Source organism: Microlunatus sp. YIM B11417 (assembly GCF_059617205.1).
Window position 1 is genome coordinate 98,173 of record NZ_JCAMPJ010000010.1, and the last position, 11,549, is coordinate 109,721.

General features: G+C 71.5%; 11 protein-coding genes and 1 pseudogene. 6 read left to right on the forward strand and 6 right to left on the reverse strand.

Going from position 1 to position 11,549, the window contains the following annotated elements:
- Positions 1-99 precede the first annotated feature (99 nt).
- Entirely contained in the window at positions 100-1,782 is a 1,683-nt protein-coding gene (locus tag AC6CCG_RS30090; RefSeq protein WP_496658487.1) for a hypothetical protein, read from the reverse strand.
- 167 nt (positions 1,783-1,949) lie between these two features.
- On the opposite strand from AC6CCG_RS30090, the gene AC6CCG_RS30095 reads away from it, so the two are divergent.
- From AC6CCG_RS30095 to AC6CCG_RS30105, 3 genes are read left to right on the forward strand one after another with little or no spacing between them, the layout of a single operon-like run.
- Entirely contained in the window at positions 1,950-3,002 is a 1,053-nt protein-coding gene (locus tag AC6CCG_RS30095) for a hypothetical protein (RefSeq protein ID WP_496658488.1), read from the forward strand.
- The gene (locus tag AC6CCG_RS30100) at positions 2,999-4,018 is read left to right on the forward strand and encodes a glycosyltransferase family protein (RefSeq protein WP_496658489.1); all 1,020 of its coding nucleotides are present in this window, start codon (positions 2,999-3,001) and stop codon (positions 4,016-4,018) included. The genes AC6CCG_RS30095 and AC6CCG_RS30100 overlap by 4 nt, the downstream gene beginning before the upstream one ends.
- Entirely contained in the window at positions 3,990-4,610 is a 621-nt protein-coding gene (locus AC6CCG_RS30105) for a hypothetical protein (protein WP_496658490.1), read from the forward strand. The genes AC6CCG_RS30100 and AC6CCG_RS30105 overlap by 29 nt, the downstream gene beginning before the upstream one ends.
- A gap of 116 nt (positions 4,611-4,726) precedes the next feature.
- On the opposite strand, the gene AC6CCG_RS30110 is transcribed toward AC6CCG_RS30105, so the two are convergent.
- Genes AC6CCG_RS30110 through AC6CCG_RS30120 form a run of 3 tightly spaced genes read right to left on the reverse strand, consistent with a single transcriptional unit; the run spans position 4,727 to position 7,501 of the window.
- Positions 4,727-5,479 (reverse strand): inositol monophosphatase family protein, encoded by a 753-nt coding sequence (locus AC6CCG_RS30110; RefSeq protein ID WP_496658491.1) that lies wholly within the window; start codon positions 5,477-5,479, stop codon positions 4,727-4,729.
- 1 nt (position 5,480) lies between these two features.
- Positions 5,481-6,515 carry a PHP domain-containing protein gene (locus tag AC6CCG_RS30115; protein ID WP_496658492.1) on the reverse strand — a complete coding sequence of 345 codons (1,035 nt, stop codon included), beginning with the start codon at positions 6,513-6,515 and terminating at the stop codon, positions 5,481-5,483.
- A gap of 2 nt (positions 6,516-6,517) precedes the next feature.
- Positions 6,518-7,501: a pirin family protein gene (locus AC6CCG_RS30120; protein ID WP_496658493.1), complete on the reverse strand. Its 984-nt coding sequence runs from the start codon at positions 7,499-7,501 to the stop codon at positions 6,518-6,520.
- Between the two features lie 68 nt (positions 7,502-7,569).
- Between AC6CCG_RS30120 and AC6CCG_RS30125 the strand changes: the two genes are divergently transcribed.
- Positions 7,570-8,778: a PucR family transcriptional regulator gene (locus tag AC6CCG_RS30125; RefSeq protein ID WP_496658494.1), complete on the forward strand. Its 1,209-nt coding sequence runs from the start codon at positions 7,570-7,572 to the stop codon at positions 8,776-8,778.
- Complete coding sequence (locus tag AC6CCG_RS30130) at positions 8,775-9,455, forward strand: hypothetical protein (protein ID WP_496658495.1); 681 nt, start codon at positions 8,775-8,777, stop codon at positions 9,453-9,455. Before AC6CCG_RS30125 ends, AC6CCG_RS30130 begins: the two co-directional genes overlap by 4 nt.
- Before the next feature lie 13 nt (positions 9,456-9,468).
- Here AC6CCG_RS30130 and AC6CCG_RS30135 read toward each other — a convergent pair whose 3' ends face one another.
- Both AC6CCG_RS30135 and AC6CCG_RS30140 read right to left on the reverse strand, forming a co-directional pair.
- On the reverse strand, positions 9,469-9,921 hold the full coding sequence (locus AC6CCG_RS30135) for a hypothetical protein (protein WP_496658583.1): 453 nt from the start codon (positions 9,919-9,921) through the stop codon (positions 9,469-9,471).
- Positions 9,922-10,060: 139 nt separating this feature from the next.
- Positions 10,061-10,228: pseudogene (locus AC6CCG_RS30140) on the reverse strand (alpha/beta fold hydrolase); the annotation flags it as partial.
- 118 nt (positions 10,229-10,346) lie between these two features.
- Here AC6CCG_RS30140 and AC6CCG_RS30145 point away from each other — a divergent pair.
- Positions 10,347-11,498 (forward strand): ROK family protein, encoded by a 1,152-nt coding sequence (locus AC6CCG_RS30145; RefSeq protein ID WP_496658496.1) that lies wholly within the window; start codon positions 10,347-10,349, stop codon positions 11,496-11,498.
- Positions 11,499-11,549: the final 51 nt, after the last annotated feature.

An 11,549-nucleotide genomic window follows, 5' to 3' on the forward strand; every position in this document is an offset into this window, starting at 1 on the left:
CCGGCGCTTTACCAGAGTTGCTTCTCTGGTAAAGCGGGAAGAAGGTTGGTGTGGCGGTACGGGAGTGACCCGTGGGACGTGTCGGCGGTGCGGGGCGGGTCAGCGGCGGGGGCAGATCAGCAGGCCGTCGATCTCCGGCGCGTCCTCGCAGGCGTACCGGTCCGTGATCGCCCGGCGCAGGGGTTCCGGCTGCCGCGGCAGCTGGAACCAGCTGCCGTCGATCAGCAGGTAGCGCGCGGCCGGATCGTCAAGGCAGGCGAGGTTCTCGGCGTACCCGGTGGTGGTCAGCACCGCCGGGTTGTGCCGGGCCCGCTGCAGCCAGACCGCCGCGGGATAGCGACACGGGGACGGGTTCCGGACGAAGTAGTTGACGTCGCCGAAGGCCAGGTAGATCACCGGGGTGTCGGCCCCGATCAGCCGGCGCACCTCGCGGCCGGTGTGCTGCCGACGCTCGGTCGCCTCGGCGGAATAGATGTTGATCAGCCCGGTCTGCGGCACCTCGGTCAGCGGCGTGGTGCCGGTCGGGCCCGGGGCCACGATGCTGATCATGGTCGCACAGCAGACCGCTGCCGCGGCGGCGGGCCGCGATCCGGTCGGCGGATCCCCGCGCAGCGTCAGCACCACCCCGAGCACCATGGCGAGGCCGAGCCCGACCAGCACCGCGGCCGGCTGGTCGACCCGGACCGACGCCGGCAGCCGGACCGCCACCGCCGCGGCCAGCGCGGCGACTGCGGTGATGATCAACAACCGGACTGCCGTGGTCGGCGCGGCTCGCCGTACCGCGAGCACCAGCAGGGCGGCCGCGATCACCGGGAACGCCACGAAGTGGTAGACGAAGAACTGCTGCTGCACGACGGCGGGCAGCAACGCCAGCAGCAGGATCAGGGCGGCCAGCACGCCCAGCCGTACCCGTGTTCGTGAGGTCCGGCCCGCGAGCAGGACGCCCAGCGCCGCGGGCAGCATGATCATCACCGGCCAGGCCAGCAGGGCGCTGCCCAGGCCGAGCGCGGTCCGCCAGACCGGCTCCGTGTTCGGCGGCTGCAGCGCGGACAGCTCCATCAGCCAGCGCAGTTCGCGCGGCCAGAACCGGACGATCAGCCCGACCCAGGCGAGCCCGGCGACCGTCGCGACCGCGGCGGCCAGAGCGGCCCGTCGCCGCACCAGCACGGCGAGCACGACCAGCCCGATCAGCGCGGTCGGCAAGGTGACGATCTTGATCGAGGCCGCCGCGGCGAGCAGCACCCCCGCACCGGTCGCGGCCGCCCACCAGAACCGGCCGTCGTCGCGGCCGAGCAGGCCGACCGCCACCCCCAGGACGGTCAGCACCAGGGCGAGCCAGTCCGGTTCCCACACCGCGACCGCGCCCTGCAGCCCGGTGGCCGCGGCGACGGCGAGGGCCAGCGGCTGCGCCGTCCCGGCCGACAGACCCCGGTCCCGCAGGGCGCGGAACAGCAGCAGCCCGGCGAGGCAGCAGAGCAGCAGCGCAGAGACCTGCAGCGCGAACTCGAACCGGCGGCTGCTCTCGCCGAGCAGCCGGGCCGGGGCGAACGCGGCGGCCATGATCAGCCGGTACGGCAGCGGCCGATGGGTGAACGTCTCCGCCACGGGCACCGGCGAGGTCTGCTCGACCCCGGCCTGGAACCGGACGTCGCCGTTCAGCGGCAGCAGCGCGGCACAACCGGCCGCGATGATCACCACGACCGGCGTCACGAACCGGATCAGCCGGGCGGGCTCGGCCGCACCCAGCAGCCGGGCGCCGCGGTCGTCGAGCGTCGAGACCATCGCTACCCCCGTAGCTCGAGACTCTCGTCGGTCTGGGGAACTCCCAGGAGCAGGTTTCGAGGCGATGATGAACATCAGGTAACCGGAGAATATTGCCGAGTTGACGAACAAGCACCGAGCCGGAATCGAGATCGGACGCCGATCCGAGGGCTGCTACGGTCATGCCCGTGGCACACCTGGTCCGCCGGCTGGCACGCAACTCCGTGGTGCGTAAGCTGACGAAGAACGAACTCATCCGGAACAATCGGTACTTCCAGGCATTGCGGTACAGCGTGGTCCGACATCCGATCGAACGCGGCGGTGCCCAGGTCCCGATCGCGCTCAAGGTCCGGGTCAATTCCAAGCTCGACATCGAACCCGGATCGCCCGCGTTCTTCGGCGCGTTGCGCGGCGTCGTCTGGGCCGATCCGCTGCGCATCGCTCGATGGGACCACATCGCCGTCTGGCGGGTGAACCACGACCCGGCCGCGACCTCGCTGGCCAACATGCTGGGCGACCGCGTCTTCCCGTCGGCCAATCGCGACCTGGTCTGCCTGATCGACGAGCTCAATCCGGAACTGACCTCGGCGCACGACCTGCTCACCCTGCTGGGCCGGACCCGGACGGCGCCGACCTCGGACCAGTTCACCGAGCAGCGCAACCTGCTCGTCGTCGTCGACCCGCCGACCCGCACGGCGATGTCGATCGCGACGACCTGGAGCCGGACCCGGACCGTGGTCCTGCTGACCCGGCCCAGCCCGTTCCAGCCGTCGACGTTCGCCGACGCGGACGCGCTGCTGCTCGCGGACACGGTCGACCCGAAGCCGTACCAGGATCTCGGGATTCCCTTCCTGACAAGGTTTTCCAAGTTCGACGACGCCCTCGCCCAGGTGAAGGCCCTGGTCAGCGGGTCGGTGGAGCGGCCGCCGGGCTACCACTTCGCAGTGAAGGGCCGGATCGATGATCTTCCCGAGGCCGTCGATCACGAGACCGACATCGTCTGCGTGATCGAGGACGGCGCCGTCGACGCCAGCACGCTGCCCACGTTCGCCGACTACCTGACCGCCCTGATCGACCGCTCCCAGCTGGTCGCGGTGCACTCCCGCTTCCTCTACAGCCACGAGTCGCTGATCCGCGGCGACCGAGCGGACGTGCTGCTGCAGCGGCTGATCTCACGCGGCGCCCGGATGCGGGTCCTGTCCGGCCAGTTCACCGCCCAGCCCGGCTGGAGCGGACGATGACCGCGCCGACCAAGATCGTCCACCTGTCCGGGTCCGCCCTCGCCGGCGCGCCCGGCATGCTGGCCCGTGCCCAGAATCAGTTGTACGGCTATGACGCGGTGCATTTCCGAACCGGTGACCACGGGCATTTCCGGGACTTGATGTCGATCAACACTATTCCGGTCCGGCCGAATGCCTTGGACGCAGAACTCGTACGCCGGCATATTGCCGAGGCCGACGTCATTCACGTCCATAATCTCGTCGCGCCGTTCGCCTTGTCCTGGCTCGCCGAAGTCGACGGAATCAACGAACGGACCTTGATCTATCAGGTGCATTCCCCGACCCGGGAACGCCCCATTTATCGTGATCTCTCCGACGCCGTCGGATTGGAATGGGACGCCCGGCTGGCCGTTTCCCAGGTCCATCCGCGGCTCTTCCCGACGATGACCCCGGTGCCGAACTGCCTGTACCGGGACTGGTTGACGCCGCGGCTGCGATCCCGGCCGCGCTTCGACGGCCCGGTCCGGGTGGTGTTCTCGCCGTCCACCCCGTCGCGGGCCCGCTGGAGCAGCAAGTCCTCGCCCGCGTTCGACGCCCAGTTGAAGCAGCTGGGCGACAACCGGCGGTTCGAGTTGATCAAGGTCACCGACGTGTCGCCGGAACGGCTGTCGGCGACCCGGTCGGTGGCCGACGTGAGCATCGACGAGGTCCTCACCGGCGGCTTCCACCTGGTCTCCTACGAGGGCATGGCGGCCGGCAACGTGGTCGTCAACGGCGCCGACGAACTCTCCCTGGCCGCGTTCGCGATGGGCTTCCGTACCAACGAACCGCCGCCGTTCCTGCGCACCGATCTGGACGGCTTCGCCGAGCAGCTGGGCCGGCTCGCCTCGGACCGGCGGCTGCTGGCCGACTGGATGGACGCTTCGCACGACTACTACTGGCGGGTCATGTCGGCCGAACGCGTGGTCGGCCTCTACGACGAGATCTACCGGTCCGGGAAGGCGGGGCATGGCGAACGCGCTGACGCGGTTGCGTGATCATCTTTCCGGTACGTCGGTCGACCTGGTCGGCAACGGCCCCACGGCGACGCTGTGGCGGCCGCGGCCGTCGGTGCGCGTGGTCACCGTCAACGCCGGCCTGAAGCTGATGGCCGAGCAGGACGCGATGGCCGATCTGTACTGGGTGCAGGACGAGCGGTTCATCGCGACCAAGCCGCAGGCCCTGCTGCCGTACCTGGACCGGACCCGGTTCTTCGCCGCCAACGCCGACATCGCGCACCAGGCCGGCATCGTCGACGACCGCCTGATCCCGATCCGGATGCTCGACTACGAGACGTTCTCCCGGGAGCCGCGGATCGGCCTCGGCCACGGCTACAACGTGGTCTTCGGCGCCCTGCAGATCCTGCGCTGGTGCGGCGTCCGCCGGATCGACCTGTACGGCGTCGGCCTGCGCTACTGGTCCACCGACACGAGGTTCGACCAGCAGGTGCGCGGCTTCGACGTCGACCTGCACCGCTCCGGCGACCAGGTCCGCCTGGTCCGCCAGGCGCTGGACATCGTCGAGGCCGACGGCATCGAGGTCGAGATCCACGGCGAGTCCGCCCTGTCGATCGCCCGCACCGCCCGCTGAACTCGCCCCCGCAGTTTTTCACGTTAACGTGAAAAACTGGCACTTTGCCAGGGAAGCATCTCTGGTAAAGCGCCAGTTTCCCGTGGGTGGTGGGCTGCCGTGACTGGGCCGTCGGGTCAGCTGGCCAGGATCAGGGCCTTGGCCTCGGCGACGGCCTGCCGGGAGCCGGCCAGGTTCCAGCCCTGGCCGCGGTGCTCGACGATCTCGGCGGCGCCGCCGGCGCCCAGGACCAGGGCCGCGCCGGGCAGCCAGTCCCAGAGGTTCAGGTTCTTCTGCAGGAACAGGCCGGACCAGCCGCTGGCCACGCCGGCCAGGTCGATCGAGGCCGAGCCGAGCATGCGTACCGTCGCGGTCGCGGCCACCACGGCCCGCCACGGCTGGAAATGATCATCGTCGGCGAACTTGTCGGGATGCAGGTAGGTACAGACCGAGACCCGGTCCAGCGGCTGGTCCGCCAGGCCGACGAGCGGCTTCGCGTTGCGGGTCGTCGGCCGGTCCGGGCCACCGACCCAGAGCTCGTCGCGGGCCGGGTAGTAGACCGCGCCGACGATCGGCCCCTGCTCGCCGATCAGGCCGATCGCCGAGCACCAATACGGGACCTGAGTGAGGAAGTTGTACGTACCGTCGACCGGGTCGATGTACCAGGTCCGGGCACCGGGCCGGCTGGCGCCCTCCTCGCCGACCACGCCGTCGTCCGGCCGGTGCTCCAGCAGTCGGCTCACCACCCGCTCCTCGGCCGCGTGATCGGCGGCCGAGACGACATCGGAGATCGACGTCTTGTAGTGGGTCTCCAGGCCGTCCGCCAGCATCGCCGCTGCCAGCGTGCCCGCGTCTCGGACCAGGTCGGCGGCAAGATCGGGATCGTTCACGTCACGACCCTATCGACCGGGCGGAGCGGCTCGCGCACCAGTCCAGCAGTCGCTGCACCGGCCAGGTGTTGATCACCCGGTCCGGGTCGATGCCGGCCGCCTCGGCCCGTTCGCACCCGTACGCCAGGAAATCCAGCTGGCCGGGCGCATGCGCGTCGGTGTCGATCGAGAACAGGCAGTCCATCTCGACCGCCAGCTGCAGCAGCCGGGTCGGCGGGTCCCGGCGCTCCGGCCGCGAGTTGATCTCCACCGCGACGCCGAACGCCCGGCACGCTTCGAAGACGACCTCGGCGTCGAACGTGGACTCCGGTCGGGTGCCGCGGTCGCCCTCGATCAGCCGGCCGGTGCAGTGGCCGAGGATGTTGGTGCGCGGGTTGGCGATCGCGGTCACCATCCGGTGCGTCATCGACTCGGAATCCATCCGCAGCTTCGAATGCACGCTCGCGACGACCACCTCCAGGTCGGCGAGCAACTCGTCCTCGGCGTCCAGCGACCCGTCGTCGAGGATGTCGACCTCGATCCCCTTGAGGATCCGGAACGGCGCCAGCGCCTCGTTGAGGTCGTCGATCACCGCCAGCTGCTGCCGGCGCCGCTCGGTGGTCAGCCCGCGGGCCACCGTGAGCCGCGGCGAGTGGTCGGTGATCGCGCAGTACTCGTGGCCGAGCGTCCGCGCCGTGATCATGGTCTCGTCCAGCGGGCTGCCGCCGTCGGACCAGTCCGAGTGGCAGTGCAGGTCGCCCAGGATCCTCGCCCGGAGTTGATCACCGCCGGTGGTCAACGGGGCCTTCGCGTCCCGCAACTGCTGCAGATAATCGGGTACGGCGCCGGCCATCGCCTGGCCGATCACCGCTGCGGTCTTCGGGCCGATGCCGGTGAGCTTGCCCCAGCTGCCCCGGTCCTGATGATCTTGCCGCTCCGCCTCGGACAGCTGGTCGACCGCGTCGGCGGCCCTCCGGTACGCCTTCACCCGGTGCGTGTCGGCCCGGCTCCGCTCCAGCAGGAAGCCGATCTCGCGCAACGCGACGACGGGGTTCATGATCACGGATCCTTTCGGTCATCGGGGCTGCGGCGGGGACGCGGGCGAAGCCGTACCGTCGGCATCTCAGGCGCCTCCATCACGCGTTCGGAGCGGTCCACGACGGGCGGGAACCGGTCGGCCCGGTCCAGCCACTCCCGCCGGTAGCCGGCCACCTCGTCGTGACTGCGACCGACGAAGTTCCACCACATGACGAGCTCCTCGGCGAACGGCTCGCCGCCGAGCAGCAGCACCCGGCCGCCGGCCTCGCTGCGCAGCGTCAGCGTGTCCCGCCCGGTGCCGAGGTAGAGGAGTTGATCATGGTCGACGCCGCGGCCGGCGACCTCGACCGTCCCGGTGATCACGAAGACGCCGTGCTCGTGGCCCGGCCGCAGCGGCAGGGTGACCTCGGCGCCCGGCTGCAGCTCCAGATCGACCGCCAGCAAGGCCGTGTACGTGTGCGCCGGAGACCGTACCTCGCCGACGGCACCGAGCAGCACGATCCCGGCCACGCCGTCGCCGGCCAGCTCGGGCAACTCCCGGTGCGAGACGAAGGTCGGTGCCGTGAAGCGGTCCGACTCGGGCAGCGCCAGCCAGAGCTGCAGCCCGTGCATGGTCGGCGGCTTGTCCTCCGGCGACAGCTCACTGTGCACGATGCCGCGGCCGGCCGTCATCAGGTGCAGTTCGCCGGGCCGGACGCGGGCGCGGCTGCCCAGGCTGTCGGCGTGGTCGATCTCGCCCTCGAGCAGCCAGGTCACCGTCTGCAGCCCGGTGTGCGGATGCGCCCAGACCCGCATGCCGGGCGCGCTCGACACGTCCTCCGGCCCGTAATGATCAAGGAAGCACCAGGCGCCGATCATCCGGATGTTCCGGTCCGGCAGGGCGCGGACCACCTGGGTGGTCTTGCCGAGCCAGACCGTACGGCCGGTCAGCAGCAACTCCTCCGGCCCGGCGGCCCCGGACGCCGTGCAGGCGTACTCGTCCGGCTTGGTCTCGACGTCACTCACGGGCGGCCTCCTCTCCCTCACCGAAGCTTAGGGCGGGCCGGCGACGGCGGGTGCAATAGGCTCAGGCCATGGCCGCGACCACTCGAGGGATCATCAAGTCGCTGCTCCCCTCGGCCAAGACGCGCGCCGCGATCGGTCGCCGGCTGTCGGCCGTCACCGGAGCGATGGCGACGGCCACGGTCGCCGAGATGGAGGCCCGGCACAGCTGGTTCGTCCGGCTGGACGCCAAGCACCGGTCCTGGATCACCCTGGTCGCCCAGGCCGGCATCGACGGGTTCGTGCACTGGTTCAGCGAGCCCGAGCCGGCCGGGCCCAGCACGATGGACGTGTTCGGCTCGGCGCCGCGGGAGCTGGCCCGCAAGATCTCGCTGTATCAGACCGTGGAGCTGGTCCGGACCACGATCGACGTGGTCGAGCAGCAGATCGACGAGGTGATGCCGCGGGCGGACCGGCCGATCCTGCACGCCGCGATCCTGCACTACAGCCGCGAGCTCGCCTTCTCCGCGGCCGAGATCTACGCCCGGGCCGCGGAGTTGCGCGGAGCCTGGGACGCCCGGCTGGAGGCGCTCGTGGTCGACGCGGTGCTCCGCGGCGAGACCGACGAGGCCGTACTCTCCCGGGCCTCGACGCTCGGCTGGGGCTCGGCGACGACGGCCGTGGTGATCGTCGGGCCGGCGCCGGAACACGAACCGGCGCAGGCGATCGAGTCGATCCGGCAAGCCGCGACCAAGGACGGCCTGGACATGCTCGGCGCGGTCCAGGGCGATCGGCTGGCGATCATCCTCGGCGGCGCGGAACTGGCCGAGCCGGACCGGGCCACCGCCGCGACGGCGCGCTTCGTCGACCGGTTCGGGCCCGGACCGGTCGTGGTCGGGCCGCCGGTCGAGCACCTGATGGACGCGCCGGCCAGCACCCGGGCGGCCCTGTCCGGTTTCCGCGCCGCGGACGCGTGGCCGGAGGCGCCGCGCCCGGTCAGCGCGCAGGACCTGCTGCCGGAACGGGCCCTGTCCGGCGACGGGCATGCCCGCCGGGCGCTCGCCCACGACATCTACCTGCCCCTGGCGGCGGCCGGCGGCGGGCTGCTGGACACCCTGATCACGTTCCTCGACCACGGGAACTCGGTCGAGGCCGCGGCCCGGGCTCTGTTCGTCCACGCCAACACGGTGCGCTATCGGCTGCGGCGGATCCACGAGGTCACCGGCTATGGGCCGACCGATCCGCGCGACGCGTACACGCTGCGGATGGCCCTGACCCTCGGCCGGCTGCTGAAGCCGTGAGCCTCGACCCCCGGCGGGCGGCGGCGATCGCGGCCAGCCGGGCCTGGTATCAGCTGACGTACGGGCTGCACGGGGTGCGGCACCGGATCGACGACGGCCTCTGGATCGCTCTCGACCCGCCGCCGCCCTGGCATTCCGGCGCGCTGACCTTGCGACCCGGGTTGTCCGCGGCATGGGTCGTCGCACACCTCGGGCCGGAGTTCGGCCTCTCGGTCGCCGACGACTACGCCGACCTCGACCTGTCCGGCTTCGAGTACGAGGTGCTCTTCGACGCGACCTGGATCCACGCGCCGGCACCGTCCGCCGGACCCGTACCCGAGGACTGGGCCGTGATCGACTCCGCGCCGGCGCTGGCCGAGTGGAGCGAGCTGCACGACTATCGCGGCGTGCTGACCGAGCCCGCCCTCCGGCTGCCGGACCTGCGGATCCTGGCCCGCCGCACCGGTGAGCGGCTCACCGGCGGCGCCGTACTGCACCGGACCGGCTCCGTCGTCGGCGTCTCCAACGTCTGGTCGACCGAGCCGCCGTCCGGCTGGACCGCGATCATGATCATGGCCGGCCGGCTGTTCCCGGGCCGTCCCTTGGTCGGGTACGAACGCGGCCAGGACCTCGACGACGCCCGAGCCGCCGGCTTCGTCGCCGTCGGCCCGCACCGGGTCTGGCGCCCGCTGCCCTGACCCGGGCGTGCTCTCAGCCGTCGAGCCAGGCTCCGATCGCCGCCATGAAGGGCTCGTACCGGCTGTACCAGACGGAATGGTCGGAGCCCGGGATGATCATGGTCCGCACACCGGATCCCTCCAGCTCCGCGGCCCTGGTGCGGCGGCGCTCGGACTCCGAGCCGCCCGGGTCGGCGAGGACGACGAGCGACCGGCCGGGCACGACCCGGCCGGGCGGCCGGTTGCGCGAGTCCAGGATCAGGCTGACCCCGGTCGGGACGTCGAACTCACGAGCCGACGCCTCCTCGGCCCGGCGGTCCGCGTCGGTCCAGTCGGGCCGCCGCTCGCGAAGCCCGTCCAGCGTCCGGTTCGCCTTGTTCCGGGCCCAGCCGTCGGTCAGCCGAGCCCGCTCCGTCGCGAGTCCCTCCCCCGCGGGCGGGTCCGGCAGCACCGGATCCTCGCCGGGTGCCCCGACCGTGGCGTCCACGTAGATCGCCCGCGCCGGCCGCAGCGCGTCCAGGCACAGCGCCGCGACGGCCCCGCCGATCGACTGCCCGATCAGCAGCGCGGGTTCGGCCGGGACCGTTCGGGCGAGCGCAACTCGCCAACGTCGCCTCGGGATCGGGCGCCGAGCCGCCGTGACCGGGAAGATCGACGGCCAGCGCCCGGTAGCCCAGCTCGGCCAGCGCGGGGCCGACCCGGTGGTACTGCCGCCAACTGCCCATCAGTCCGTGCAGCAGCACCGCGACTCGATCGCCACTGCCCCATTCCCGGTCGTGCAACTCGCCGTCCATCCGGAAACCCTGCCAGGTCTGCCCTGGAAACCGGAGGCCGCCGGATAGAGTGCGCGAATCCCGTACCGCGGAAATGAGGTGTGCCACGACCGGATCGGCGTCGCCCGCAGGCCGCCCGGTGCTGCCGTTGATCAGCCCCGCGGCGATCGAGGTCTTCACCCACGTGATCACCCGCGGCCCGGTGCCGCGGGTGGAGATCGCCCGCGCGACCGGGCTGTCGTTCGCCGCCGTGACCAAGGCCATCGCGCCGCTGATCGAGGGAGGGTACGTACGCGAGCACGGCAGTGTCCCGGCCAAGGCGGGCACCGCCGGGCGGCCGGTGAATCCCTTGTCCGTGGTCGATGACGCCGGCCTGATCGCCGGGATCAAGATCAATCCGGGTGAGCTGATCGGGGTGATCACCGGCCTCACCGCCGAGGTCCGCCGGGAGGCCCGCGTCCAGCTGCCTGACGACGACGTCGACTCCGTGATCACCGCGACGCGGACCATGATCGACGAGCTGACCGCCGGTCTCGACCATGATCGACTGTTCGGGCTCGGGGTCGCCGTGTCGGGTGACGTAGACCGGCGCGGCGGGGTGGTCAGGGAGTCCGCTCGGCTCGGCTGGCGGGACCTGCCGCTGGCCGCGCGGCTCGGTGCGGCGACCGGACTGCCGGTGGTGATCGAGAACGACGTCCGAGCGCTCACCATGGCCGAACACTGGTTCGGCGTCGGCGTGGACACCACCTCGTTCGCGATCATCACGATCGGCACCGGGATCGGCTGCGGACTGCACCTGAACGGTGACGTGGTCGAGGGCGCGTTCGGCGTGGCCGGCGAGATCGGTCACCTGCCGCTGGGCGAGGAGGGCCTGGTCTGCAGTTGCGGCCGGCGAGCCTGTCTGGAGACGGTCGCCTCCGCCGCGGCGATCCTGGCCGCGGTCCGGTCCGCGGCCGGGCTTCCGGAACTGACCTGGGCCGAGGCGCTGCGCCGCGCCCACGACGGCGACCCGGCGGCCGTCGCGGCGTTCGCCCGCGCCGGCACCGCCATCGGGCGGGCGCTGGCCACCGTGGTCAACCTGGTCGGCCCCGAGGTGATCCAGGTGGTCGGCGAGGGCGTGGCCGACTTCGACCTGTACGAGGACCGGATGCGGGCGGCGTTCCATGATCACGTCTTCGGTGCGGCCGACCGGTGCCGGATCGAGACGCGGTCGCACAGCTTCACCGACTGGGCCCGCGGCGCCGCGGTCGCCCTGCTCCGTTCAGTGGTGCGGAACGGCCGACCCAAATAGTTGACGACGTGAAGTAACTCCGGGTACGGTCACAGCACCGACTCAGGAGGC

Coding starts and splice junctions, on each gene's coding strand:
- AC6CCG_RS30090 (WP_496658487.1), bottom strand. CDS start 1,782: ATGGTCTCGACGCTCGACGACCGCGGCGCCCGGCTGCTGGGTGCGGCC.
- AC6CCG_RS30105 (WP_496658490.1), top strand. CDS start 3,990: ATGGCGAACGCGCTGACGCGGTTGCGTGATCATCTTTCCGGTACGTCG.
- AC6CCG_RS30125 (WP_496658494.1), top strand. CDS start 7,570: ATGGCCGCGACCACTCGAGGGATCATCAAGTCGCTGCTCCCCTCGGCC.
- AC6CCG_RS30100 (WP_496658489.1), top strand. CDS start 2,999: ATGACCGCGCCGACCAAGATCGTCCACCTGTCCGGGTCCGCCCTCGCC.
- AC6CCG_RS30115 (WP_496658492.1), bottom strand. CDS start 6,515: ATGAACCCCGTCGTCGCGTTGCGCGAGATCGGCTTCCTGCTGGAGCGG.